Origin of the sequence: Faecalicoccus acidiformans, from assembly GCF_014202635.1 — a bacterium.
GTDB classification, from domain to species: domain Bacteria; phylum Bacillota_I; class Bacilli_A; order Erysipelotrichales; family Erysipelotrichaceae; genus Faecalicoccus; species Faecalicoccus acidiformans.
The window spans coordinates 46,732-70,882 of record NZ_JACHHD010000003.1; the positions used below are offsets into that span (position 1 = coordinate 46,732).

Sequence of the window (24,151 nt, forward strand, 5' to 3'; positions counted from 1 at the left end):
TCCTTTCCTAAAACATCGGCGGTGCTGCCACCCACAACAAGACCGCATCTTTCGATCCGACATTGCGAACAAAGTGGTTCTTTTCACCGTCTAAATAAAAAGTCTCTTTGGCCTTGAGCGGATAGACTTTTTTACCAATCACCAGTTCTAATTTTCCGGTTAAGACATAACCGAATTCCTGGCCCTCATTGGATTTCATCGTAAATGAGGAACAGCCCGGATGAATTGTGATTCGAATCGGTTCCATATCATTTTTTTGTGCATTCGGTACGATCCATTCCACCTTATGCTCTTCGCGTTCATCTACAAACACGTCGTTTTTCCCAAAAACGATCTGGCAATCCGGACTCGATGCAAAGAAAGAACTCAGATCCGTTCCTAAAGCCTCTAAGATATCTTCCAAAGTGGAGATGCTGGGAGAGGTCAAATCTCGTTCCAACTGTGATAAAAATCCCTTGGTCAGTTCACTGCGGCTTGCCAGCTCTTCCAAGGTCAAACCATTTTTGATTCGTAGATCTTTGATTTTCGATCCAATCTTCATAACATCCCTCCGGTTTTCTATCACTAAACTTTTAGTTTATATAAAGAAACAAGACAATTATACATGGTCTTGAAATAAATGCAATCAATTTCTGATATTTATCAACATAAAAAGATATTCTAAATTATAACGGGGTCACACCCTGCCTTTAAATTGGCGGGGTGTTTTTATTTTGCTTCCTTTAAATTTTGAACGGGGTGTTTTGCCATTGCTCAATTTCACCTTTGATACAATTGATTCGTTCGATTTTATCTGTCACGAGGTGTCAATGGAAAAGAATATCATTAAACTATTAAATCTGAATCCAGAAGATGTTGAATCCCTGGAACCCATTCGCTCATCAAATGGAAATTGCGATTATAAACTGATCCTCAAAAAAAGAAATCACATCTGCCCTTACTTTGACTAAACAACCATCAGAATCATCAACAAAGATATTCAGTCAAAGAAATAAAAAAACCAATTAAACATAAAGGAAAACAGAGAGGGAAATACAAAAAATGAGATGAAACCATAAAGAATGAAACAAGATAAAATCGAACCTTTAAAATCACAGCGGGGTGTTTCCACCCCGCTAGAATTTAAAGCGCCAAAAAGAAGAAATCATACAAATTTTGATTTCTTCTCATCTTTTTCTCTTCCTTATATATTATATCTACTTACTAAAATACTCCAAGACATCCTTAGGAATCTCTTTTGCCGCTTCTTCATCGATGACAAATTCCACATTGGGATGCATACGCAACCAAGATACCGGGAATTGAGGATCCAATTTCTCCGATTCAAACAGCCTCTTCAACAACGGTGCTTTATGCGCTCCCGAACAAACGACAAAATAGTGTTTGGCCTTCATATGTTCTTCCATCCCGGTAGTGATCGCATATCGCGGTACCCCTTCTTTGCGGTCTTCAAATGCCGATGCGTTCTGTTTACGCGTCATTTCATCCATTTTTACCACATGCGTTCTCGGCAAAAGATACTCACCCGGTTCATTGAAAGCGATATGTCCATCATCTCCAATCCCCGTGATCGCAATATCCAATCCTCCGGCATCCACGATATCCTGCGCATACTTTTTACACATCGCATCCAAATCATCTGCTAATGCATCCGGGTATTCTACATTGTCCATATTGATATTGACATGATCAAAGAAATGATGATGAAAGAAATAGACAAAACTATGCGGATCCTCAGGTCCGCAACCCACATACTCATCCATATCAAACGTACGAAGTCTAGAAAAATCCACCTTTCCTTCCTCATACATTTTTACAAGCTCCTTAAACATCCCGATGGGAGAATTCCCCGCCGGCAAACAAAATACCAGATTCGGCTTCTGGCGGATGAGCTTTGCTACTTTTTGCGCCATGACCTTGCTGAGATGTGCATAATCTTTACATACTGTGATCTTCATGTTTTCACCGCCTTTTCCTATCTTTATTATACTGGATTTCAAAAGAAAAGGCCGCCTTTAGCGACCCGCTTGTTCGATCCATGTTTTCGTTTTCATCAACTCATCCGGAAACGTCTTAAAATCCTTTAACTTCCAAGTCCAGTTTTGATCACCCACTGTGCCCGGCGCATTGATTCTGGCCTCCTCTTTATAACCACAGACATCCCAAATCGGCAAGATCACCAGATCCGCTTCAGAGTCCAAGGCAAAATGACAAACAATATCATAGAAAGCCCGTTCCTCATAACCACGTTTTTTAAAGAACCGACGCAAGGAGATCCGCCGATTGTTGTCATAATTGACATAATCCTGCATGATCGTGGCATTGTCATGCGTCCCTGTATATAAAACTTTATGCTGCGGTATCGGTTTTCTTAACTGCTTTGCCTCCATTTTAAACAAGAGCACTTCCATGCCAGGAATTTTATAAGCATCTGCCAATTCCGTTACTTCCTTGCGAATCATTCCTAAATCTTCCGCAATCAGCTCCACATCCGGACACGCCTTTAAGATCGCATCCAAAAGCTTTTCAGCAGGCCCCAAGATCCATTTGCCATCGATGGCCGTCGGACACTCAGCCGGAATCTTCCAGTATGTGTCAAAAGCGCGGAAATGATCAATGCGAATCTTGTCAAAGAAACGATTGGTCCAGTGAACCCTTTGGCACCAGAACTGATATCCATCTTTTTCCTGCGCTTCAAAATCATAGATCGGCATCCCCCAGCGCTGCCCGGTCTTACTAAAATAGTCCGGTGGACATCCCGCCACAAATTCCGGTTTTCCTTTTTCATCCAGTAAAAACAACTCTTTGTTGGCCCATACATCCGCACTGTCATAATCTACATAGAAAGGAACATCCCCCATGATTTCCAATCCTTTGGAATGCGCATACATCACGATTTCACTCAACTGTTTATAGAATATAAACTGCAAAAACCGCAAATAATCCATGCGCTCCTGGTAATCCGACAGATCCAAATCATGCTCTTCCGGATAGTTTCGATACTCTTCATCCCATTCGTTCCAGCTGGCCCCGTCATGCAGCTCATGAAAAAGCTGGAACGTGACCCAATCCTCCAGCCAGAAAGCATCGCGCAAGAAATTATTATATTCTTCTTCGTACGCATCAAAAACCTTTTTGAACGCTTTAAAAGCCCGTTCAAAATATTTTTCTTTAAATTCGCGGACCAAAGCATAGTCCACACGATTTTTAAACTTGTTACAATTAATGACTGAACTCTGCGTCACTAACCCCATTTCGCTCAAGCGGTCAATGTTGATATAGATGGGATCTCCCGCAAAACTCGAGAGATTCTGATAAGGAGAGTGGGTAAACCCCGTTACTTGCAGCGGCAGCATCTGCCAAACTTTATATCCGGCATCCGCTATACAATCAATCATTTTCAATGTTTTTGTGCCAAAGTCCCCAATTCCCTGATTGCCGGGTACCGAAAACATAGGGCATAAGATCCCTGCTTCTCTTTTCATTTTGTAACCCCTTTCAACACGAAAATTTTAGCACATTTCCAGGGGATTTAAACATTTTTTCAAAAGAAAAAGGGCAGTTGCCCCTATTCGATCGAAATCGGCGTATATCCAGCCTCTTCGACTGCACGATTCAAGCAATCATTATCGATTTCTTTATCCATATGAATCAAAGCACTCTTTGATTCCAGATCAACATCCACCTGTCTGACTCCTTCTACACCCTCTAATGCTTTCTTGACATGCGCCACGCAATGCTGGCACATCATGCCGTCTACTTTCATTGTTTTTGTCATACTTTCTTCCTCCTTTTTCTCTATGACTTTTTCTTTTTTCTCTATTTTATCCTCCAGTTGAACGCTTGGCCTAAACCATCGCAATCGCAAGGCGTTCGCACAGACACAAACCGAACTCAATGACATGGCAGCACTGCCAATCATAGGCGATAAACTCCATCCGAAAAACGGATAAAACAAGCCCGCCGCCAAAGGGATCCCTAAAGCATTATAGAAAAATGCCCAAAACAGATTCATATGAATATTGCGAATGGTTTTATGACTCAATTCAATGGCCGTATTGACATCCAGAAGCGAACTCTTCATTAAGATCACATCCGCACTGTCTGCTGCGATATCGGTTCCGTTGCCAATGGCAATTCCTATATCAGAGCGCATCAGACTCGGCGCATCATTGATGCCATCTCCCACCATGATAACTTTATGTCCCTGCGCTTGCAGATCCCGGATCACACTCTCTTTATCGGCCGGCAAGACATCACTGATCACCGTATCGATCTGCAGATCCTGTGCAATGGCCTTTGCCGTATTTTCATTATCTCCCGTCAACATCACCACATGAAGATTCTTTTTCTTGAATTCCTGAATGGCAGCACGACTCGTTTCTTTGACTGTATCCGCTACGCTGATCATTCCCTGTATCTTCTGATCTCTGGCAAACAACAGAGGCGTCCACCCCAAACGCGATGCCTGATCCATCGCATCAAGCATGGTCTGCGACAAAAGAATGCCCTCTTCTTGGCAATAGCGTTGATTGCCCGCCAGGTACGTGTGCCCTTGCCGGCTGGCTTTAATGCCTTTTCCAGTTACCGATTCAAATGAATCCATCGCCATAAAATCAATGTTTCGCTCTTTGACATACTCTACGACAGCCTGTCCCAGAGGATGTCCGCTGCCAGCCTCCAAACCAGCTGCCCAAGATAAGAATTCCTTTTCCTCTTCCAAAGAAAGAACCTTCTGCACACTCGGTTTTCCGCTTGTGATCGTTCCCGTCTTATCCAATACTATAGTATCCATGTGAGCCAAGTTCTCTAAAGATGCTGCACTTTTGACCAAGATGCCATATTCGGCTGCTTTCCCGGTAGAAACCATAATGGCCACCGGTGTAGCCAGCCCCAGCGCACAAGGACACGAAATCACCAAGACCGCCACCGCATTGGATAAGCTGAATTCAATACTTTGTCCCAGAAGGATCCAGATCACGCCTGTCAAAACCGCGATTCCGATCACGACCGGCACAAAGATCCCTGCCACCTTATCCGCAATACGAGCAATCGGTGCCTTAGAGTTTCCCGCCTCATCCACTAACTGAATGATTTGCGCCAGCGTCGATTCTTCCCCCACCTTTGAAGCTTCAAAAACAAAGGATCCATTTTGATTCAAGGTAGCCGAAAGAACCACATCTCCCGCTTCCTTATCCACAGGAATACTTTCCCCGGTGATCGCACTTTGGTCCACAACCCCGTTTCCTGAGACTACCGTCCCATCCGCCGGAATTCGGTCACCAGGACGAATGACGATTCGATCTCCTTTGACCAGTTCTTCAGCCGGAATCAGAATCTCGACACCACCTCGGATCACACTGGCCATCTTAGGCGTAAGATCCACCAGTTTATCCAATGCATCTCCCGTCTTTTTCTTAGAGCGCGATTCCAAATATTTACCCACACTGACCAAAGTCACGATCATGGCTGCCGATTCAAAATACATCGCATGCATCGAATGATGAACCATCTCCATATGACCATAACCAAAGCCATAAGCCATCTGGTAGACCGCATAAAGCCCATACAGATAACTGGCCCCCGATCCAATCGCAACCAAAGAATCCATGTTAGGGGCTCTATGGATCAGCGATTGAAAACCATGAATAAAGAAATGACGCTGAATGAATAGGATCAGCGTAGCCAACAAGACCTGACTCAAAGCCGATATCATCGCATTTTGTTCGCCCGATAAAATCGGAAGTCCCATCATCGGACCCATAGCGATCAACATCAAAGGAATCAACAACCCAACGGAAGTCATCAGCCGCACAAAAGAAGATCTTTGTTCCTTTTGCGCTTTTGACTGCCGATCATTCCATTCCTTTTGAAAAGAAGACCTTTCTTGCTTAGCCCCTTTTTCACTAGCTCCATAACCAATCTTGGAAACAACCTGGCAGATCATTTGACTGTCGACTTTAGAATCATCAAAGGTAACCTTCATCGAATTCGACAATAAAGAAACATCGACATCTTCTACACCCTCCAGTTTGGAAACAGCTCTTGTGACATTGGCTTGGCAAGCTGCACAAGTCATCCCCGTGACATCAAACTGCTTTTCCATCGTATCACCTCTATTTTAATTTCCTGATCAAAGTCAAAACTTCCTTCATGACTTCCTTGTCGTCTTCTTTGACTTTTTCTCGAACACAAGTCTCCAGATGATCCTGCAAGACCATATATCCTAAAGCCTGCAGAGCACTCTCGATCGCCGATATCTGAATCAAGATATCTCCACAGTAACGGCCATCATCCAACATCTTTTCAATACCGTTAAGCTGCCCCACCATACGATGCAGCCGACTCTTCATATTTCGCACTTCTTTTTCATCTCTTGGCATATGTTTATACTGTTTTTTTAATTCATTCATAAAATCACCACCACATACATATTATACCCCTAATAGGTATAAAACAAGCAAAATGCATGATACAATGAAAACAAAAAAGGAGGAACACTATGAATCCCAAACAAATTTCTTTTCAAAATACCGCTAAAACGATCATCGCAAATTTAGAAAAACGAAATATGAGCGGTTATTATTGCGCTACTAAAGAAGAAGCCTTGGCCAAAGCTTTAGAACTGATTCCGGAAAATAGCTCCATTGGCTGGGGCGGCTCCATGACCATGGAAGAAATCGGCTTGATCCAAACCGTAAAGGACAAAAACTATGATGCCATCGACCGCATGCAGGGAGACAAAAAAGAACAGGCGACCAAGATCTTTAATGCCGACTGGTTTTTGATGAGCGCCAATGCGATCACTCTGGATGGCGAACTGATCAATATTGACGGCACCGCCAATCGTATCTGTTATCTTTGTTTCGGACCAGAACACGTTTTAGTGATTGCCGGCATGAACAAAGTCGTTACCGATATTCCAAGCGGCATCGCCCGCGTCCGCAATATGGCAACCCCTCCCAACACGACAAGACTGCACAAAGATACTCCTTGTGCCCGCTTTGGACGATGCATGAATTGTCTGGAACCCGACTGTATCTGTAATCAGATCCTTGTCACAAGAAGAAGCGGCCAAGCCGGACGCATTCATGTGATCCTGGTCGGCGAAGAACTAGGATATTGATCCAACGCCACAAAGACCCAATCAACAATAGATTGGGCCTTTTTCTATCCTTGTATCACACTTTTTTTGTAGTAACCTATTTTATGTTAATTTTCAAATTTTACGTTACTTCTTCTATAAAATAAGAAATACATGGACGAATTTATATCAAAGATCAATACTATTTGATTCATGATATAGTTTTTTCGAATTATCATAAATTTTAATAAAAGTATCCTTAACTATTCTCATTCCGATAACTGGCCAAAAAAAGATCCATGTTGCCCTGGAACTCTAGCCATCCGGTATGAGCAGGAACCAAGATGGTTTCGCCCTGTTCAACCTTGATATCATTGACCATACCAGATCCTTTTACACAAGTATAGAACGCAAAGCGATCATGCAAAAACCGCCCTCGATCTTCTGTTTGAATTCGCATTAATGTATACAATCCCGGCTCATCCCAATAACGCGTCACTTTACATCCCCACTCCGTTGCCGACGGAAACATTAGAAACGATATCAATCGATCTGGTATATTAACATTTTCAAAGACAGCCTCAGGTTGAATAGGTCTTTTCTTTCCTGTATCTGGATCAACCCGATCATAGTCATAAAGCCGTAGTGTACAATCCGCATTCCTGGAAATATTGTAGGTTAATACGCCTTTGCCAATCGCATGCAAAGTCCCTGCCGGTATATCAATAAAACCGCCCACTGGTGTTTTAAGATAACGAAGGAGCTTTTGCCATTCTTTTTGTTCTGCCCAGCGAATAAACTCTTCTTTATTTTGAGCATAATGTCCAAATTCAATATATCCTTCTTCAGGAGCATCTAAAATAACCCAAGCTTCCGGTTTGCCGCGCCCCTTATTATATTGCCTTGCGAAATCATCATCAGGATGGATTTGAATGGATAGATCCTCCATCGGATCTAAAATATTGACACGAATAGGCAACTCTGGTGTTTCACATTCAAACCATTCCGGATAATGATCATATAATTCAGACAAAGTACAATTCATTTTCGGTACGAAACAATCCGCATGATGAGGCAAAGCCACTACATTATAGACTTCTCCTAGTGGTACCACTTCAGTCACATAATGAAATTCATTGCGCAATCTCGATCCTCCGCCCCACATTCTCGGTTCATAATAAGGCTCGATTTTTACTATTTTCTTCATAAATACCCACCGCCTTTTATATAAATCATTTTAAAGCTTATAAAAATCATTGTATATAAATAATCAATTATTTATAATAAAAGTAGGGATTTCCCTACTTTTGAAAGGTGGTGTAAATCTATGTTTTCTAATGCATTTATTGACAATGCCAAGGTCATGGCAAAAGGTCAAATCACGATTCCAAAAGATGTACGAGATGTATTAGGTGTATCGAATGGAGACCGAGTGACTTTTATAGTTGAGGGCAAAAGTGTCCGGCTCGTTAATTCCGCTGTTTACGCCATGCAGATGCTGCAACAAGAACTTTCGCAAGAAGCTGATAAAACAGGATTGACATCTGAGCGAGAAATCATCGATCTTGTAAAAGAAATCAGAAACGATAAAGAATGAGAGTTCTAATTGATACTAATATCATTATTTCAGCTGCACTCAACGTAAACAGTGTTCCATATTTTGCTTATATAAAAGCTGTTACATATCCAAATCACGGTTTAATTTGTGAACAAACAATAGATGAACTTAAACGAGTTTTTGCCAAGAAGTTTCCTCACAAGTTGGATGTTCTTAATCAATTTTTGTCTATATCTTGCATTTCTTTAGAAATTGTACCTGTACCTTTGAAAAAGAATCCTCTTGAAGATAAAGTTCGTGATAAAAATGATAGACCTATTTTGCGTGCTGCTTTACACGCAAACGCAGATGTTTTATTAACTGGCGACAAAGACTTTCTGGAATCTGGAATTCTTTATCCAAGAATTTTGGCACCTCATGAATTTTTAAACTCCCCTGTTTAAACAGGGGAGTTGTTTTGTGGATCAGGCTAGCTTTCTCATCCATTTCCTACGAAACAGACGAATCAAGAATAAGATCCCGCGCACATTCAATTCTAAGGCCATCGCAAACCAGACACCCGGTAAACCGTAAGTTCCTGCCAAAATGGCCGCCAGAGGAATACGGACACACCACATGCTGACAAGATTCATCAGCGAAGAAGATAAAGTATCTCCAGCTCCTTGAAGAACGCCGGCCACCACGATACTGGCACCATACATCGGTTCGGCAAAAGCCTCAATGCGAAGGATCTGTACCCCTAAAGCGACGATCTGAGCATCCGGACTCAAAAGATGCATCATCAATGGCGAACCAAAATACATAAACAATCCCGAACAAGTCATCAGTCCCGTTCCTAAGAATGTCGTCAGCACCCCTAAGCGAAAAGTCAGATCTTTACGCTTAGCGCCAATGCTTTGACCAATCAAAGTAATGGCCGCACTTTGCACCCCATAACCCGGCATATAACAAAGACTTTCGGCCGTGATACCAAAACTGTTGGCCGCAATCGCAATCGTTCCTAATGGAGAAACAATTCGCGTGAAGGCCACATAGGCACTGCTGGTGACCAGCCGATCTAAACCGACCGGAAGTCCGATTCGTAAGGCTTGAGAAAAAATCTCTTTATCCCAGTGGAATTTTTCCTCTTTACGAAGATGTAAAAACTCACTTTTGAAAAAGAGAAAGCCGCACATCAGTAAAGAAACTACCAGCTGCGAACAACCCGTTCCAATACTGGCGCCCATGACCCCCAGATCCAGATAAAAAATAAAGAACATATTAAAGAACACATCCAAAATACACATCAAGATATTCAAGATGCTGGGAACCTTCATATTCCCCGATGCCTGCAGCATCCCTGTGGCCAAATAATTCAATTGTTGAAAAGGAAGAAACAAGGCAAAGACCAGAAAGTACAAAAAGGCATTCTGTAAGATCTCTGGTGTTCCCCCTAACCATCCTGGTAAAAAGGAAGAAATTCCGGCGCCAACCACCGCCAAAACCAACGCAAACCCCTCGCCAAACAAGAAGCCCTGCTTCATAATATTGCGGGCGCGCACAAAATTTTTAGCTCCGATCGCATGGGCTACCTGAACAGTAAAGCCGGTAATGATCGCAAAACTTACACCACCAAACATCCATGTCGTACTGGAGACTAAACCAATGCTGGCAGAAGCCTGGGCGCCCAGACTTCCCACCATACTGGCATCGATATACTGCATCGCCGTACTGGAGATCTGCGATAATATGGCAGGGATCGCCAACAACAAGATCATCTTGATCTGCTGCGATAAATTTAAGGCTTCCCCATTGCGTAATCTGGAAAGTGTGTCGTTTTGCATATTCTTCTTTCAATTCTATCACTACAAATATTCTTTTGCTTGTTTTCCGGTACAAGTTTCGATTTCTAAAACTAAAACCTCACATTGATCCCCATACCGTTTGATTTCCGGATCGGGATCGATTCCCGGACTGTATTTTTCACTCAGCTTGATCAGCCCTTCTCGTTTTAAGGGAACCTTGGCAATCCATAGTTTTCCCTGAACGATCACGCTTTTATACTTTGTCGTGAAAGCTTCCGGCAATACATGATCCTGGTCGATCACCGTAAACGATGCCTTGGGATTCTCCTGGATCAAATCCAGTTTATGACCGCTTTTCGCAATGTGGAAAAAGATCCGATGATCCGCATACGCATAACTTAACGGGACCCCATAAGGCTGCCGATCCTTGCCACAAAGAGATAAGATGCCCGATGTATTTTGATATAGGATCCTTTCACATTCGATAGATGAAAGCTGTTGTCTGGCCCTTCTCATGAAAGTTCCTCATCTGTGATTGAATCCAGAGCCGCAGAGACTTCTTGGATTGTTTCATCCAGACACCCTTCTTCAAAAGGATCTTTAAGATGCGCCTGGTTTACGATCTGTTTGAACGGAAGGCTTCCGCCTAACTTACAGATCCGCTGATAATCCTGGAATGTATCCGGGTCTTTTTTCTGTGCTCTGGCCCAGAATTGTAATGCACAGACTTGTGCCAGCGTATAATCAATATAATAGAAAGGATCCATAAAGATGTGCAGCTGCCGCATCCACCAGCCGCCTCTTTCTAAGAGTTCAATTTCTTCATAGTCTTTATGCGGTAAGTATTGTTTTTCCAGCTCTCTCCATGTCTGCATACGCCAGGTATGATCTTTTTCGGGGTGGGCATAGACTTCGTGCTGGAAATGATCGACCAGCACTCCATACGGCAAGAATTTAACAGCACCGCTCAAATGATCGAAGATAAACTTTTGCGTATCTTCCAAAAAGAAGTTTTTCATCCATGGATAGGTCAAAAATTCCATCGACATCGAATGGATCTCCGCACTTTCACTGGTGGGCCAAATACATTCCATCGGAACGATATCTTTGGACGAATAGGCCTGATAGGCATGTCCCGCTTCATGGGTCAGGACCTCAACGTCACCGCTGGTCTGATTGAAATTCGCAAAGATAAACGGGGCATCATAATCATTGAGATACGTACAATAGCCGCCGGCCGCCTTTCCCGGTTTACTGTCCAGATCCATCAGATCATGATCGATCATATACGCAAAGAACTCACCGGTTTCCACAGACAATTCCCGATACATCTGTAAAGCCAGCTGAACCATCGTTTGGCGATCGTGTTTGGGCTTAGGGTTGCCGCTCACAAATTCCACTTTTTCATCCCACGCCATCAAACGATCGACACCCAATCGGTTTTTCTGCCTTTCATAAAGTCTGTTATTTAAAGGAACCACCGTCTTTAAAACTTGTTGACGGTACGTTTCGACATCCTTTTGATCATAGTCAAAACGATACATGCGGTCATATCCGCAGCCGATAAAGTTTTCGTATCCCAATTTTTTGGCAATCCGGTCTCTTGTCTTGACCAACGTATCAAAAATCGAAGCCAGTTCTTCTTCATTCTCTTCAAACCAGCCCCAGTAAGCTTTCGTAGCTCGTTTACGCAGCGATCGGTCTTTACTTTTCATCAAAGGTTCCAATTGCGAAAGTGTATACGTGTTTCCTTCAAATTCCACCTGAGCACCGGCCACAAGCTGTTGATAAGCACTGGAAGCTTTGTTTTCGATTTGCAGATCTTCGATCACTTCCGGTGAAAAACATTTCTTTTCCAGTTCTTTGGCCCAAAAATACGTTTGCGGGATCTTCTTTTCCAGTTCTTTTCGATAAGGACTTTCCAAGATCACATTCCCGACACGAACCAGATCTTCCTGAACGATCGGCAAGATCTCATTGAGATAATCTTCTTCTTGTTTGTAATACGAATCTTTGGTATTGATCGTATGCCGGATCTCACAAAGATTCAGATCCGTAGACAAATGTTGATTCAAGGCATCAAAGGACATAAACGCATTCCAGAACGATTCAAAATCAGAAGCTTCCTGAAGCTGTTTCTCGATCGTCTGAATTTCTTTTTTTAAGGTTTCTACATCCGGATGATGATAAATATAGTCCGCAAATTTCATGAAAATTCCTCCCTGGGTTTCAATGGTATCATTCTAACACTTTGTGCTAGAATAAAAAACGTCAAAAGGAAGTGATCCCATGACCTCTCTTTCTAAGATCAAAGGCCATTTAAAAACCATCAATAAACATAAAGCAGAGGTTACCAAGCTCTGTTTTCGCTGTCATCTTTATAAACAAGGCTTCTTGCACGATCTCAGCAAGTATTCCTGGACTGAATTAAAGACTGGATTCCAATACTATCAGGGATTTCGTTCTCCCATCGATGCCCAAAAAGAAGAGATTGGATATTCTTTGAGCTGGCTTCACCACAAAGGAAGAAACAAACACCATTGGGAATATTGGCTCGATAACGGCCCCCAAGGCGTGCATCCTGTGCGTATGCCCGTCAACTATGTGATCGAAATGTTTTGTGATCGCGTTGCCGCCAGCATGATCTATCAAAAAGATCAATATACCGACCGCAGCGCCCTGGATTACTATCTCCAGGGACGAGACCGCATCATGATCCACCCGGATACCGACAAGCTGATCCTACATCTATTAACAACCCTGGCAGACCATGGATTGGATCAAACGATCGATTATATTCGAAATACCGTAAAGAGAAAAGGATATCAAATTATCAACAATGGACACTAAAGTCCATTTTTTTATAAGAACTCTAACATCATTTGACACCAAATACGATACCATTTATAATGCGGACGAACTTCAAAAAGCAATAGAAAGCGAGGAAAAAATCATGATGAAAACGATGGAAGAATACTTAAATCAGTTCTATCGAATGGTCATTTTCGAAGATTTTGATGAAGGTGGCTATGTCATTTCTTTTCCAGATTTGCCTGGCTGTATCACCAGCGGCGAAACCATCGAAAGTGCGCTCCATAATGCACAAGATGCGAAAAAAGAATGGATCTTAGCTGCATTAGAGGAAGGACTCTCAATTCCGGAACCCAATAATCTAGATTATTATTCTGGACAATTCAAACTACGGATTCCCAAAAGTTTACATCGTTCTTTAGCTGAACACGCCAAAGAAGAAGGCATCAGCATGAATCAGTACTGCGTCTATCTTTTATCAAAAAACGATGCTTTGTATGCCAAAAAGTCGAAAAATATGTATTGATGCATATTTTTTCTATGGAAAATATGCGCGGTTACATATTTTTCGTATGTCCTTGGATATGTTAAAGAGAAAAGCGATTGAAACTTTTGAATCAATCGCTTTTTCTTTTATTCTACGGTTACTGATTTGGCAAGGTTTCGCGGTTTATCCACATCGCAACCCTTGATGCATGCCGCATGATAGGCAAACATCTGCAGCAGCACCGCTGCCGGGATTGCCGTTAAAAGCGGATGGATCGCCGGGATCCGGATCACACGATCAAATTTAGAGGTGTCCTGGTTTTGAAAGGTGATCAAGATCACCGTGGCACCTCTGGCCATCGTTTCTTCAATATTGGAGATTGTCTTGGCGGCGACTTCTTCCTGCGTTGCCAAGGCTACCACGACCGTTCCCGGTTCGATCAATGCGATCGGCCCGTGTTTGAGTTCTCCGGCCATATAGGCATCGGCATGCACATACGAGATCTCTTTTAATTTCAAGGCTCCCTCGGCAACACTATAGTAATCGAGCCGCCGTCCGATAAAATAAGCATCGTGTTTATCTTTTAAAAGCTTGGCATATTCTTGCAGTGTCGAGTCTTCTTTTAAGATCGTTTCGATGATTTCCGGCATGCGATCTAGATCTTTTACGATCTCTTGGATTTGCGGGATCGTTTCCTTCCAATGTTGGACCAATCCCAAGACCAGACAAACCAATAAAACCAGCTGGGTCGTATACGCCTTGGTGCTCGCAACCGCAATCTCCGGTCCGGCACACGTATACAGCGTGACTTCGCTTTTGCGGGCCAAAGAAGAATCCAGGACATTGACCACCGAAATGGTATGCGCTCTTTGTTCCTTGGCCAGATTCAAGGCTGCCAAGGTATCGGCTGTCTCTCCGGATTGTGATACAAAGATGCAGATCGTGTTTTCATCAACATAATAATCCCCATACCGGAATTCACTGGCTGCCAAGGCAAAACTTGGCATTTTAGGCATCCATGTCCGAAACAGATCCTGGGCATACATTGAAGCATTATACGCCGTCCCGCAAGCGATGAAATAAACTCGTTCGATCGTTTTCCAATCGATCTTTGCCTGATCGAGTTCCGGCAAAACCACATTCGAAATACCTAAGCGTCCCCGCAAAGTTTCTTTGATCACATACGGCTGTTCATGGATCTCCTTTTCCATAAACGTGTCATAGCCGCCTTTTTGGGCCGCCTGCAGATCATAAGGAACATGACTCCAGTTTTGTGCCTGGACTTCTCCCTGAAAATCCAATACTTGGATATCCTCCGGCTTCAAGATGGCAATCTGACCATCTTCCAGACTCAAGATATCTTTGGTATAGGCTAAAACCGCCGGAATATCACTGGCACAAAAAGTTCCTTGATCCGACTTTCCTAAGATCATCGGGCTTTCTTTTTTGGCCACAATGATTTGATCGGGACATTGTGTTGAAACCACACAAAGCGCAAAACTGCCCTCCAAATAACGTACCGCTTTCTGTAAGGCCTGGACCAGATCGCCCTGGTTGTAATAATCGATCAGATGCACGATGACTTCGCTATCTGTCTGAGAGACAAACGGATAGCCCTGCCGCAGCAGTTCTTCTTTGATCGCCTGATAATTCTCGATGATCCCATTATGAACGATTGAGATCGTGTTGTCCGCATTCGTGTGCGGATGCGAATTAAGGTTGCTGGGAACGCCATGCGTCGCCCAGCGCGTATGTCCAATGCCTGTCGTTTGCGAATGCTCTTGATTTGTCAGCAAATTTTCCAAATCTTTCAGGCGGCCTTTGGTCTTGATCGTATACAACCCGTTTTTATCCACCAAAGTCACGCCCGCCGAATCGTATCCGCGGTACTCCAGCTTTTCCAAGCCCTGCATCAAAAAGGGTAAAGCTTCTTCTTTACCCGTAAAACCGGTAATTCCACACATGATAAAAAATCCTCCACTTTCTTTGTTCATGGAGGATACCGAATGGATTTGTTTCATTCTCGCGAATGGGTTTTGTCCATTGTTCAGGCCGTATCCAGCCTCCAGGTCACCCGCCGAATCTTTCGAAAAACCTGGTCCTCGTCAACTGTACTAGACAGTCCTGGCGCTATGTTCTTTCTGTTTCTCCATGAATGGGTCCATTATACAGAAAGTAGCGGTGTTTGACAATTAAAAAGGAAGCACTAAGCTTCCTCTACCAGTCCTAACAGTTCTAATAAACGATTCAGATCATTGACATCTTCATAATGAATAGATACCGAATGATTAGATATATGGACCGAAGTCTGGAAAAATTCTTCCATCCGATTTTTCACATCCCGAACATAAAGATTTTGTTCCGGTTTGACCTCTTCCTTTTTCGACATTTTGTCTTTGACGATCTGTTCTACCTTGCGAACAGACAATCCTTGTTCGATAGCCTGTTTGGCGACCTTTCGCATATCGTCTTCGTTTTTTAATCCCAACAAAGCTCGAACGTGTCCCATCGTCAGCTTCTTTTGCACTACCAGATCCTGTACATCATCCGGCAATTTTAAAAGACGAAGAGTATTCGTAATATGTTCACGAGATTTTCCCACACGGTTTGCCAGTTGTTCCTGGGTATATTCCAAACGATGCATCAGCTGTTCATACGCCTTGGCTTCTTCAATGACATTGAGATCCTCACGCTGAATATTCTCCAACAAAGCGATCTCCATCATCTCCTGATCGCTCATTTCCACAACAATGGCCGGGATCTCTTTTAAACCTGCGAGTTTACTGGCTCGCAGACGCCGTTCACCGGCAATCAAGTCATAGCCCTGGATACTTTTTTTCACTAAGATTGGTGTAAAAACACCATGCTGCTGAATGCTTTGACTGAGCTCCTGTAATGCCTGATCATCAAAGACCTTTCGCGGCTGATATGGATTGGGACGAATATCCGCCACTTTGATCTTAGCCTGTTGTTGCGATTCTGTATGGACCTCTCCGTTTTGGATCTCATCCAACATCTTGGTAACATCTTGGCCAAACAGTTGATTCAAACCTTTGCCCAGACGTTTATTTTCCATGAAAGTCACCCTCTTTCATTGCGTTTGATCAATTCTTTAGTCAGATCTCCGTAAGCTTTCGCTCCAGAGCTGGAAACATCGTATTCAAAAATCGACATTCCCCTCGATGGCGCTTCCGATAATTTGATATTTCGCGGAATACTGGTCTGATAGACTTGTTTCCCAAAATTTTGACGAACATCTTGAGAAACTTCCACACTTAACTTCGTCCGAATATCAAACATCGTCATCAGAATTCCTTCAATTCTCAGATCCGGATTATAGAGCTGCTGCACCAGACGAATCGTCAATAATAATTGAGTCACTCCTTCCAGGGCATAGTATTCACACTGTACCGGAATCAATACACTGTCTGCTGCCGTCAAGGCATTGGTATTCAAAATTCCTAAACTCGGCGGACAATCGATGATGATATAGTCGTACTGGTCGCGCACAGGCGCTAAAGTTTGTTTAAGAACCTGTTCTTTACCGTTTCCGATCTTATCTAACTCCAGATCTGCCCCCGCCAGCATAATATTGGCCGGAACGATATCGATGGGCGGTTCTTGTTTATGCACGATCACATGTTCGATCGGTTCCTTTTCCAAAAGAGCATTATGAATGCTGAGCTGCCCGCGATGCGATAAAGCCGCCAAGCCCTGTGTGGCATTGCCTTGTGCATCCAGATCCACCAGCAGTACTTTTTTTCCCATATACGCCAGCCCGCTGCTTAAATTGATCGCGGTCGTAGTTTTTCCTACACCGCCTTTTTGATTGGATATGGCAATCACTTTTGACATATTAACCCCCTAAAGGCTTCTTCTTGATCTGTCCATAGGGACGAGGATATTTTTTCGAAGTCTTTTTTTCTTTCGTAAAATACAAATTGATATGTGCTGCCTCTTCGATCTGTACAGTTTCTTCCCGGTCAAAGCGAATCTGTAAGATCTTCAAAGCCTCTCTTGCTTCCTGAAGTTCTTCCAATCCGCTTTTTCCTTTTAAGAAGATCATTTTTCCGTTGACCTTACAAAGCGGCGCACACAGCTCCAACAAGATCGATAAACGAGCGACTGCTCGAGCGCTGATACAGTCGAAGAGCTCCCGATGTTCTTTCGCCACATCTTCCGCCCGGGCATTGATGACCCGAATTTTTTCCAACTGTAATGTATCGATCACATGTTCTAAAAAACGGCACCGCTTCTGCAGCGGTTCGATCATCGTACAATCCCACTGTGGAAACACGATCTTTAACGGCAGACAAGGAAAACCCGCTCCGCTGCCGACATCACAAAAAGAAACAAGATGACAATCTTTGAAAGGAAGAATCGAATCTAAAAAATGTTTCGACCAAATCTCCTCCGGCTTGGTAATTGCCGTCAGATTCATCTTTTCATTCCATTCCAGAAGCAGATCCATATACTTCTGTAATTGTTCTAACTGCTGTTCGCTGACAGAGATCCCGTTTTCCTGACAAGCCAGCTGAAATGTTTTTGCGTCTATTACTTTTTCCATGTGAAGACATTATATCAAAGATCGTTTTTGTTTCCTAGAGACACTCTATCGCAAGTACCAACATCATTTATGTCAGTTTTAAAATTTGTTCTTTGATTTCAGCTAAAAAAAGCCACCCTAATGGGCGGCCTGCATCAATTGTTCAATCAATGAAACAACTCTTTGTGTATTGTGCGTATCTGCATATGTCATATATTTTTCTTGAAAGACATTCTGTTCAGAATCCATCTTAAGGTCTTTCAGAGCCTGAATCAATTCTTTTTCCCGGCAGCAGATTGCCCCTGGAAATTCCTTTTGATAATCAATATTCAAGCCGACCGTATTTTCATATTCTTCCAGATCATCGATATAGGCAATCATCGGCTTGCGCAACAGCGAATAATCTAAAATCACAGACGAATAATCGCTGATGAGAACATCGCTTAAAGTCATCAAGGTATAGAGATCTTCTTTTTGGCAATCCACAGCTCTTGGATGATCGACCGATACAGATGGCAAAAGCGGATGAAACTTATAAAGGATCACGTAATCCTCTCCTAAAGAATCCAAGACACTTGAAATATCAAAGCTTGCCACTTGAAATCCTTTTACGATATTGCCGCGAAATGTCGGTGCATATAAGATGCATTTCTTATTTTGGCAAGTCGGATGTTTCCGCAAAAAGGCATCCTTCTGTTTTTCCTGCTTTTGTTTATTCATCAATTCATCGATTCGCGGCATTCCGGTCACATGAACCTGAGAAGGCAAAACTTCAAAAGCTTCGGCATAGATTTTTTTCCAATACTCAGAGCTGCAAAGAACCGCATCGTATCCTTTGATTTCATAGGAGCGTTCAATTTGATTTCCAAACTTTTTAATGGCTCCGCAAGCATGCCATACTTGCAAGACTTTCGTGCCTTTGGGTTTATAGTTAGAAACGATGTAATTGTTGTCATTTAAGATCACGAGCTGACTCTTTTTGATTTCGATCATCTGCCGGCAAAGATTTAGAAAATAGAGAAAATCTCCCCAGAGCGTCTTTTGAATCTGCATCAAGTCATAATGGATCTGATATTTTGCTTCCTTTTTTAAAGCCTGATCGATCAAAGCCAGATCTGCGCTCAAGTGATCCATGGTCATGCTGATAAAGGTGATGCGTTTAGGCTGCGGCCTCAGCCAAAAAGTTAAAATATCCAAGATTCCCAATACGATTTTTAAGATCCATTTCTCCAGCTGCATCATTGTTCTCCTGCCAACAGATCCAGAACGCGTTTTGAAGCTTGTCCGTCATCCAGATTGTTGAAACGTTTTGAAAAATCATCCAGTCTGGTTCGATCATAAACGCCTGCCTTGATATCCTGACAAAGCGGTTCTTCACGGCGGTAGATCGCTCCCGGAAGGTCTTTGGTGATATCAAGATAAAAACCTCTAAGATCACTGGCATAATTTTCCAGATCATACATATAAAAATACATCGGTCTTTTTAGAATTGCATAATCAAAGAAGACACTGGAATAATCTGTGATCAGAACATCGCTGATCACATACAGTTCGTTGATTTCTGCCGTCGCCGGTATCGAATATAAAAACCCCTTTAAAGAAGGATCGTTCTGATATTTGTTGATGATCAAATAATGCGGCTTGAACAATACGATAAAGTCTTCGCCAAAGATCTTTTTCCACAAATGAAAATCCGCTTTTAGTTCAAAAGTATACCCGGCACTGACATAGGAATTATCCCGCCAAGTCGGCGCATAGAGAATGATCTTTTTATCCAGAGGAAGCTGCAGTTGTTTTTTGATGGAAAGAACCTGTTCTTTGGTCGCGTTGACGATAAAATCATTGCGCGGATACCCGGTTTCCACCAGTTTTTGCGGATCGATCCCGAAGGCATGCGGAAAGACTTCTGTACAAAAAGCATTGGGAGAGATCATATAGTTATACCGCGCCACATCGACATCATAGCTATGACACATCTGTTCATAACTCACAGCCGAGCGATAAAAAGTCGTATCTTCTGCCACATCGATATCATGGGCCAGCCGCTTCAAAGGCGTCCCATGCCACGTCTGTAAATAAACTTGCTCCGGCTTCTTGCAGATATAAAGAGGAAGCTTGCAATTAACGACCCAAAACTTCGCTTTAGATAAATGATAAAAATAAGAAAAGCTGAAATACTCTTTGATCTGGGCATTGGGAATCGAAATTGCCTTCTTTTTATGGTGCTTGATAAACCAGATAAAACGATAACCTTGCCATCTGGGATCTTGGATCATCGCTTCATAGATGGCCCGGGGATTATCGGAATATCCTCGCCCATGAAATGAGATAAAGATCACCAGTTTATCATCGATTGAAACAAACCGATACAACAGTTTGTATAAAAGACGGATCTCTTTTCCGGCCCATTTTTTGAGCAGTCGCAGAAAGAACATCATAGCCTCCTACTCTATTGAAACACTTCTTTTACAATATTTTCACTGGCATGTCCGTCGTCAAAACAACAGAACCGATCATAGAATTCTTCATAGCGCTTGGCATAGCGCTTTTGGATCTGATCAATATGTAAGATCGCATCGATCACTTCTTCACTCGTATATAATAAAGGCCCCGGCACTTCGGTATGCATATCGATATAGAATCCTCTTAACTGATTTTTATATTTTTCAATATCGTATGTATAAAACAAAATCGGCCGTTTCAAATTTGCGAAATCAAAGAAAACGCTGGAATAATCCGTAATGCAGATATCCGTAATCAAATAGATCTCCGAAATATCATCATACGAACTCAAATTATACGCAAATCCCTCCAGGCCCGTCGTATCGATCTTATCCGCAATATAATGATGCGTCCGCAATAAAAGAACATAGTCTTTCCCGAGCAGCGTCTTCATCTTCTGCAGATCCAAAGCCAAGGTAAACTTATACTCACCCTTGCCATAATGTTCATCATCCCGCCAAGTAGGCGCATAAAGTATCGTCTTTTTATCTTTAGGAATCCCCAGCTTTTCTTTTAACATCTGGGCTTTCTGATCGATATTCGGTGCATAGAGGATATCATTTCTCGGATATCCATATTCCAGCATCTTGCCCTCATACAGAAAACAGCTGCGGAAAGTCTTCGATGAAAATGGATTGGCACTGACCAGATAATCCCATTCCTGACGTTGACGATAGAACTGTTCTTTATATTTTGGAGAGGCGCTGGTTACTTCTTCCTGGTCAAAAACCAAACGCTTTAACGGTGTTCCATGCCACGTTTCCAAGAAAACTTGCCCTTCCCGTTTGCGATACCATAATGGCTGGCGGACATTAAAGACCAGATATTTGCTCACAGCTAAATAATAAGCATACTGAAAAGAAAAGCGCTTAACACACTTGGCCCCATAAGGAATATCATGATTGCCGTTGATCGCCCAGACACATTCATATTTTCCTGGCGCCATCTTCTGCAAAGCTTCATAGATATATTTAGGGGAATCGGAATAATTTTTCGCCATAAATGTCTCAAACAGCACTACGTTTTCTTTGATCGGCAGTTTGAGATAACGATGATAATAAGCCAGTTTATAAAGTGTATTCTTGTTTTTTTTCTTCAAAATGGAAGCTAGTTTCCCCTTGCCAAAACGCCAGCGGATCGCTCTTTGGACCCCTTTCAGATCGCCTTCGATCAAAGGCAGAACCAGGCCCTTTGTTGACCGGCTCAATTCATCCAATGCTTGCGGCGCACTGTCCGCAATCGTTTTTTGGATCCTCTCAAAGTAAGTCGTTCTCCATTTTTCTTCCTTTGAACGACGAATATGACGAATCATTTGTTTTGAATAATAACGAATCAGCTTGCGATCCAGGCTGTACCGAACCGGCCCGTTTTGATCCAAATAATTTCGGGCAATCTCCACACTGCGGCAGCGTTCTTCAAACCGGTCTTCACTGTCCTCCTGATCCAGACTTGGTTCATGGATTGGATCGTTATGCTTGCGTTTCACATACCAGGCATCCGGTGCTTCTAAAAAAGTCCGGGCTTTTTCCAAGACACGCGAAAGGAAGATCTGATCGCTGAAATAGCGAAGATCTTCTTCAAAATACAAATCATTCTCCACCAGAAACTTTGTCCGATAAAGATTGCCAAGACATGTGACTTTCTGAAATCCGCTGCGCTTGATCAATGTATGATAAAGAGCTTTGATCTGTTGGGGATCAGACTGCGAAAAACGATCTAAAGCACTCTGGATCTTTTCCTGTCGTGCCTGTTCTTTTTCGAGCTGATCCTCTTCATCAATTTCCTCTTTCTGGATCTTTTCGATAAAATTCGCTTTGTTGTTCCAAGTGTTGCGGACCGTTCCATAGACCAGATCCTGTTCTTGCACATTTTCCATCAATTTCGAAAATGTTGATTCCAAGACATAGTCGTCACTGTCCAGAAAATAGAGATAGTTAGTTTCACAAGCACGGATTCCCGCATTGCGGCAAGCCGCTGTACCCTTCTTTTCTTCTAATTGGATCACTTTCAAATCAAGTTCGCTAAAATCTTCAAGGACTGGTGTAATATCCACAGGAGGATGGTCCAGAATCAAAAGAACTTTAAAATTGGAATATTGTGACTCCTTTAAGGATCGCAAAGCTTCTTTCAAATAATGAGGATAATCGTGAAAAGGCAATATGACAGTAAGATCAGTCATTGTGTTTGAGCTCATCTTTCAACTGCGTCGTTGAAATTCCTTCCGTTCTAGGCAGATACACCACTTCACAATAATCCTTCAGAAAATCAAACTTTCCCTTCCAGTCGTCACCCATCACAAAGACGTCAACATGATATTTTTTTACATCCTCGATCTTTTGTTCCCAACTTGTCTCCGGAATCACTTTATCCACATAACGGATGGCTTCTACGATCTGCATACGATCAGTATCTTTGATTTGACAAACTTTTCCTTTGCCCAAGTTGAATTCGTCGCTGCTGACGGCAACGATCAAATAGTCTCCTAGCGCCTTAGCTCTTTTCAACAGATTCAAATGTCCGATATGAAAGAGATCAAAGGTTCCATAAGTGATCACGGTTTTCATTTTATCCCTCCTGTCAGCCGGGCCCAGAATCCTTTCTTTTGGATCGGTATGAGCCGCTGATCAAATTTCTTTTTCAACACTTTTTTCTTCTCCTTGGCATCCAAGGCATTCAGCTCATTGACATAAGCTTCGTATTCATCGCAGACTTCCTGGATCGGACCGATCCTTTGCAGCTTGCCTCCTTCGATCCATAATCCGGTCTGACAAAACTTGCGGACTTGCGACATGGAATGCGATACAAAGAAAATCGTCTTGTTTTGATCATCACGTAATTTCATCATATGATCCATACATTTTTTCGCAAATCCTTTATCTCCTACCGATAAGGCCTCATCAACAATAAAGATGTCCGGATCCAAAGCCAGCGAGATCGAAAAGCCCAAACGCGATTTCATTCCGCTGGAATACTTTTTGACCGGTTGATATAAGAAATCTCCCAGTTCCGCAAAATCAATCACACTTTGCGTGATTTGTTCGATTTCTTTCTTCTTTAATCCCAGCAAAGCGCCCTTAACTTTGATATTTTCTTCCCCGGTAAGCTGCGGATTCAAACCGGTATTGATCGCAATCAACGCCTGTTCTCCCCGGATATCTAAAGATCCTTCATCAATATCGCTAATTCCAGCCAAGATCAAAGACAAAGTCGATTTTCCCGATCCGTTGGTTCCCAAAATACCGACGACATCCCCCTGGTTGATTTGAAAAGACAGATCCTGCAGCGCATAAAACTGTTTTGTCGCGTGCGAACCATCTTTATTTTTTAACTGGTAGATCTTCGATACATGATCTACTTTCACTGCGTATTCCGTCATAGT

Annotated in this window: 24 protein-coding genes; 6 read left to right on the forward strand and 18 right to left on the reverse strand. The window is 42.7% G+C overall.

Going from position 1 to position 24,151, the window contains the following annotated elements; translation table 11 throughout:
• Window positions 1–7 precede the first annotated feature (7 nt).
• The gene (locus HNQ43_RS02055; protein WP_183374290.1) at window positions 8–541 is read right to left on the reverse strand and encodes a helix-turn-helix domain-containing protein; all 534 of its coding nucleotides are present in this window, start codon (window positions 539–541) and stop codon (window positions 8–10) included.
• A 268-nt stretch (window positions 542–809) separates the two neighbouring features.
• Here HNQ43_RS02055 and HNQ43_RS02060 point away from each other — a divergent pair, with 268 nt between their 5' ends.
• Window positions 810–950 carry a hypothetical protein gene (locus HNQ43_RS02060; RefSeq protein ID WP_183374292.1) on the forward strand — a complete coding sequence of 47 codons (141 nt, stop codon included), beginning with the start codon at window positions 810–812 and terminating at the stop codon, window positions 948–950.
• A 246-nt stretch (window positions 951–1,196) separates the two neighbouring features.
• Here HNQ43_RS02060 and nagB read toward each other — a convergent pair whose 3' ends face one another.
• From nagB to HNQ43_RS02080, 4 genes are all read right to left on the reverse strand, one after another.
• Window positions 1,197–1,958 (reverse strand): glucosamine-6-phosphate deaminase, encoded by a 762-nt coding sequence (nagB, locus tag HNQ43_RS02065; protein ID WP_183374294.1) that lies wholly within the window; start codon window positions 1,956–1,958, stop codon window positions 1,197–1,199.
• 57 nt (window positions 1,959–2,015) lie between these two features.
• The gene (gene malQ / locus HNQ43_RS02070; protein ID WP_183374296.1) at window positions 2,016–3,485 is read right to left on the reverse strand and encodes a 4-alpha-glucanotransferase; all 1,470 of its coding nucleotides are present in this window, start codon (window positions 3,483–3,485) and stop codon (window positions 2,016–2,018) included.
• An 83-nt stretch (window positions 3,486–3,568) separates the two neighbouring features.
• Window positions 3,569–6,106 (reverse strand): heavy metal translocating P-type ATPase, encoded by a 2,538-nt coding sequence (locus HNQ43_RS02075; protein WP_183374298.1) that lies wholly within the window; start codon window positions 6,104–6,106, stop codon window positions 3,569–3,571.
• Between the two features lie 10 nt (window positions 6,107–6,116).
• Window positions 6,117–6,413 carry a metal-sensing transcriptional repressor gene (locus tag HNQ43_RS02080; protein ID WP_183374300.1) on the reverse strand — a complete coding sequence of 99 codons (297 nt, stop codon included), beginning with the start codon at window positions 6,411–6,413 and terminating at the stop codon, window positions 6,117–6,119.
• A gap of 89 nt (window positions 6,414–6,502) precedes the next feature.
• Between HNQ43_RS02080 and HNQ43_RS02085 the strand changes: the two genes are divergently transcribed.
• A complete protein-coding gene (locus HNQ43_RS02085) occupies window positions 6,503–7,126 on the forward strand; it encodes a lactate utilization protein (RefSeq protein WP_183374302.1) in 624 nt (207 codons plus the stop codon).
• Between the two features lie 217 nt (window positions 7,127–7,343).
• On the opposite strand, the gene HNQ43_RS02090 is transcribed toward HNQ43_RS02085, so the two are convergent.
• Window positions 7,344–8,291 (reverse strand): class I mannose-6-phosphate isomerase, encoded by a 948-nt coding sequence (locus HNQ43_RS02090; protein ID WP_183374304.1) that lies wholly within the window; start codon window positions 8,289–8,291, stop codon window positions 7,344–7,346.
• Window positions 8,292–8,411: 120 nt separating this feature from the next.
• Between HNQ43_RS02090 and HNQ43_RS02095 the strand changes: the two genes are divergently transcribed.
• Entirely contained in the window at window positions 8,412–8,681 is a 270-nt protein-coding gene (locus HNQ43_RS02095) for an AbrB/MazE/SpoVT family DNA-binding domain-containing protein (RefSeq protein ID WP_183374306.1), read from the forward strand.
• Window positions 8,678–9,085: a putative toxin-antitoxin system toxin component, PIN family gene (locus HNQ43_RS02100; protein WP_183374308.1), complete on the forward strand. Its 408-nt coding sequence runs from the start codon at window positions 8,678–8,680 to the stop codon at window positions 9,083–9,085. Before HNQ43_RS02095 ends, HNQ43_RS02100 begins: the two co-directional genes overlap by 4 nt.
• A 21-nt stretch (window positions 9,086–9,106) precedes the next feature.
• On the opposite strand, the gene HNQ43_RS02105 is transcribed toward HNQ43_RS02100, so the two are convergent.
• Genes HNQ43_RS02105 through HNQ43_RS02115 form a run of 3 tightly spaced genes read right to left on the reverse strand, consistent with a single transcriptional unit; the run spans window position 9,107 to window position 12,636 of the window.
• On the reverse strand, window positions 9,107–10,465 hold the full coding sequence (locus HNQ43_RS02105; protein ID WP_183374310.1) for an MATE family efflux transporter: 1,359 nt from the start codon (window positions 10,463–10,465) through the stop codon (window positions 9,107–9,109).
• 21 nt (window positions 10,466–10,486) lie between these two features.
• The gene (locus HNQ43_RS02110; RefSeq protein ID WP_183374312.1) at window positions 10,487–10,942 is read right to left on the reverse strand and encodes a pyridoxamine 5'-phosphate oxidase family protein; all 456 of its coding nucleotides are present in this window, start codon (window positions 10,940–10,942) and stop codon (window positions 10,487–10,489) included.
• Window positions 10,939–12,636 carry a M3 family oligoendopeptidase gene (locus HNQ43_RS02115; RefSeq protein ID WP_183374314.1) on the reverse strand — a complete coding sequence of 566 codons (1,698 nt, stop codon included), beginning with the start codon at window positions 12,634–12,636 and terminating at the stop codon, window positions 10,939–10,941. The genes HNQ43_RS02110 and HNQ43_RS02115 overlap by 4 nt, the downstream gene beginning before the upstream one ends.
• 79 nt (window positions 12,637–12,715) lie before the next feature.
• On the opposite strand from HNQ43_RS02115, the gene HNQ43_RS02120 reads away from it, so the two are divergent.
• Together HNQ43_RS02120 and HNQ43_RS02125 are read left to right on the forward strand one after the other, a co-directional pair.
• Complete coding sequence (locus HNQ43_RS02120; RefSeq protein WP_183374316.1) at window positions 12,716–13,276, forward strand: DUF5662 family protein; 561 nt, start codon at window positions 12,716–12,718, stop codon at window positions 13,274–13,276.
• A 103-nt stretch (window positions 13,277–13,379) separates the two neighbouring features.
• Entirely contained in the window at window positions 13,380–13,763 is a 384-nt protein-coding gene (locus HNQ43_RS02125) for a type II toxin-antitoxin system HicB family antitoxin (RefSeq protein WP_425321249.1), read from the forward strand.
• A 107-nt stretch (window positions 13,764–13,870) separates the two neighbouring features.
• Here the strand turns inward: HNQ43_RS02125 and glmS are convergent, their stop codons facing one another.
• The 9 genes from glmS to HNQ43_RS02170 all read right to left on the reverse strand — a co-directional run bounded on the left by glmS (window position 13,871) and on the right by HNQ43_RS02170 (window position 24,148).
• Window positions 13,871–15,688, reverse strand: a complete 1,818-nt coding sequence (gene glmS / locus HNQ43_RS02130; protein ID WP_183374318.1) for a glutamine--fructose-6-phosphate transaminase (isomerizing) — start codon at window positions 15,686–15,688, stop codon at window positions 13,871–13,873.
• A 242-nt stretch (window positions 15,689–15,930) separates the two neighbouring features.
• A complete protein-coding gene (locus HNQ43_RS02135) occupies window positions 15,931–16,800 on the reverse strand; it encodes a ParB/RepB/Spo0J family partition protein (protein WP_183374320.1) in 870 nt (289 codons plus the stop codon).
• 5 nt (window positions 16,801–16,805) lie between these two features.
• Window positions 16,806–17,579: a ParA family protein gene (locus HNQ43_RS02140; protein WP_183374322.1), complete on the reverse strand. Its 774-nt coding sequence runs from the start codon at window positions 17,577–17,579 to the stop codon at window positions 16,806–16,808.
• 1 nt (window position 17,580) lies between these two features.
• On the reverse strand, window positions 17,581–18,291 hold the full coding sequence (rsmG, locus tag HNQ43_RS02145; RefSeq protein ID WP_183374324.1) for a 16S rRNA (guanine(527)-N(7))-methyltransferase RsmG: 711 nt from the start codon (window positions 18,289–18,291) through the stop codon (window positions 17,581–17,583).
• Window positions 18,292–18,408: 117 nt separating this feature from the next.
• A complete protein-coding gene (locus HNQ43_RS02150; protein WP_183374326.1) occupies window positions 18,409–19,509 on the reverse strand; it encodes a CDP-glycerol glycerophosphotransferase family protein in 1,101 nt (366 codons plus the stop codon).
• Window positions 19,509–20,705 carry a CDP-glycerol glycerophosphotransferase family protein gene (locus tag HNQ43_RS02155; RefSeq protein WP_342353950.1) on the reverse strand — a complete coding sequence of 399 codons (1,197 nt, stop codon included), beginning with the start codon at window positions 20,703–20,705 and terminating at the stop codon, window positions 19,509–19,511. Before HNQ43_RS02155 ends, HNQ43_RS02150 begins: the two co-directional genes overlap by 1 nt.
• Window positions 20,706–20,719: 14 nt before the next feature.
• Entirely contained in the window at window positions 20,720–22,951 is a 2,232-nt protein-coding gene (locus tag HNQ43_RS02160) for a bifunctional glycosyltransferase family 2 protein/CDP-glycerol:glycerophosphate glycerophosphotransferase (RefSeq protein WP_183374330.1), read from the reverse strand.
• Window positions 22,944–23,336 carry a glycerol-3-phosphate cytidylyltransferase gene (gene tagD / locus HNQ43_RS02165; protein WP_183374332.1) on the reverse strand — a complete coding sequence of 131 codons (393 nt, stop codon included), beginning with the start codon at window positions 23,334–23,336 and terminating at the stop codon, window positions 22,944–22,946. Before tagD ends, HNQ43_RS02160 begins: the two co-directional genes overlap by 8 nt.
• Complete coding sequence (locus HNQ43_RS02170) at window positions 23,333–24,148, reverse strand: ABC transporter ATP-binding protein (RefSeq protein ID WP_183374334.1); 816 nt, start codon at window positions 24,146–24,148, stop codon at window positions 23,333–23,335. The genes tagD and HNQ43_RS02170 overlap by 4 nt, the downstream gene beginning before the upstream one ends.
• Window positions 24,149–24,151 lie beyond the last annotated feature (3 nt).

What these genes read in the sequence shown, in the direction of transcription:
- HNQ43_RS02055 (WP_183374290.1), bottom strand. Translation starts at nt 541, where the DNA reads ATGAAGATTGGATCGAAAATCAAAGATCTACGAATCAAAAATGGTTTG.
- HNQ43_RS02060 (WP_183374292.1), top strand. Translation starts at nt 810, where the DNA reads ATGGAAAAGAATATCATTAAACTATTAAATCTGAATCCAGAAGATGTT.
- nagB (WP_183374294.1), bottom strand. Translation starts at nt 1,958, where the DNA reads ATGAAGATCACAGTATGTAAAGATTATGCACATCTCAGCAAGGTCATG.
- malQ (WP_183374296.1), bottom strand. Translation starts at nt 3,485, where the DNA reads ATGAAAAGAGAAGCAGGGATCTTATGCCCTATGTTTTCGGTACCCGGC.
- HNQ43_RS02075 (WP_183374298.1), bottom strand. Translation starts at nt 6,106, where the DNA reads ATGGAAAAGCAGTTTGATGTCACGGGGATGACTTGTGCAGCTTGCCAA.
- HNQ43_RS02080 (WP_183374300.1), bottom strand. Translation starts at nt 6,413, where the DNA reads ATGAATGAATTAAAAAAACAGTATAAACATATGCCAAGAGATGAAAAA.
- HNQ43_RS02085 (WP_183374302.1), top strand. Translation starts at nt 6,503, where the DNA reads ATGAATCCCAAACAAATTTCTTTTCAAAATACCGCTAAAACGATCATC.
- HNQ43_RS02090 (WP_183374304.1), bottom strand. Translation starts at nt 8,291, where the DNA reads ATGAAGAAAATAGTAAAAATCGAGCCTTATTATGAACCGAGAATGTGG.
- HNQ43_RS02095 (WP_183374306.1), top strand. Translation starts at nt 8,412, where the DNA reads ATGTTTTCTAATGCATTTATTGACAATGCCAAGGTCATGGCAAAAGGT.
- HNQ43_RS02100 (WP_183374308.1), top strand. Translation starts at nt 8,678, where the DNA reads ATGAGAGTTCTAATTGATACTAATATCATTATTTCAGCTGCACTCAAC.
- HNQ43_RS02105 (WP_183374310.1), bottom strand. Translation starts at nt 10,465, where the DNA reads ATGCAAAACGACACACTTTCCAGATTACGCAATGGGGAAGCCTTAAAT.
- HNQ43_RS02110 (WP_183374312.1), bottom strand. Translation starts at nt 10,942, where the DNA reads ATGAGAAGGGCCAGACAACAGCTTTCATCTATCGAATGTGAAAGGATC.
- HNQ43_RS02115 (WP_183374314.1), bottom strand. Translation starts at nt 12,636, where the DNA reads ATGAAATTTGCGGACTATATTTATCATCATCCGGATGTAGAAACCTTA.
- HNQ43_RS02120 (WP_183374316.1), top strand. Translation starts at nt 12,716, where the DNA reads ATGACCTCTCTTTCTAAGATCAAAGGCCATTTAAAAACCATCAATAAA.
- HNQ43_RS02125 (WP_425321249.1), top strand. Translation starts at nt 13,380, where the DNA reads ATGATGAAAACGATGGAAGAATACTTAAATCAGTTCTATCGAATGGTC.
- glmS (WP_183374318.1), bottom strand. Translation starts at nt 15,688, where the DNA reads ATGTGTGGAATTACCGGTTTTACGGGTAAAGAAGAAGCTTTACCCTTT.
- HNQ43_RS02135 (WP_183374320.1), bottom strand. Translation starts at nt 16,800, where the DNA reads ATGGAAAATAAACGTCTGGGCAAAGGTTTGAATCAACTGTTTGGCCAA.
- HNQ43_RS02140 (WP_183374322.1), bottom strand. Translation starts at nt 17,579, where the DNA reads ATGTCAAAAGTGATTGCCATATCCAATCAAAAAGGCGGTGTAGGAAAA.
- rsmG (WP_183374324.1), bottom strand. Translation starts at nt 18,291, where the DNA reads ATGGAAAAAGTAATAGACGCAAAAACATTTCAGCTGGCTTGTCAGGAA.
- HNQ43_RS02150 (WP_183374326.1), bottom strand. Translation starts at nt 19,509, where the DNA reads ATGCAGCTGGAGAAATGGATCTTAAAAATCGTATTGGGAATCTTGGAT.
- HNQ43_RS02155 (WP_342353950.1), bottom strand. Translation starts at nt 20,705, where the DNA reads ATGTTCTTTCTGCGACTGCTCAAAAAATGGGCCGGAAAAGAGATCCGT.
- HNQ43_RS02160 (WP_183374330.1), bottom strand. Translation starts at nt 22,951, where the DNA reads ATGACTGATCTTACTGTCATATTGCCTTTTCACGATTATCCTCATTAT.
- tagD (WP_183374332.1), bottom strand. Translation starts at nt 23,336, where the DNA reads ATGAAAACCGTGATCACTTATGGAACCTTTGATCTCTTTCATATCGGA.
- HNQ43_RS02170 (WP_183374334.1), bottom strand. Translation starts at nt 24,148, where the DNA reads ATGACGGAATACGCAGTGAAAGTAGATCATGTATCGAAGATCTACCAG.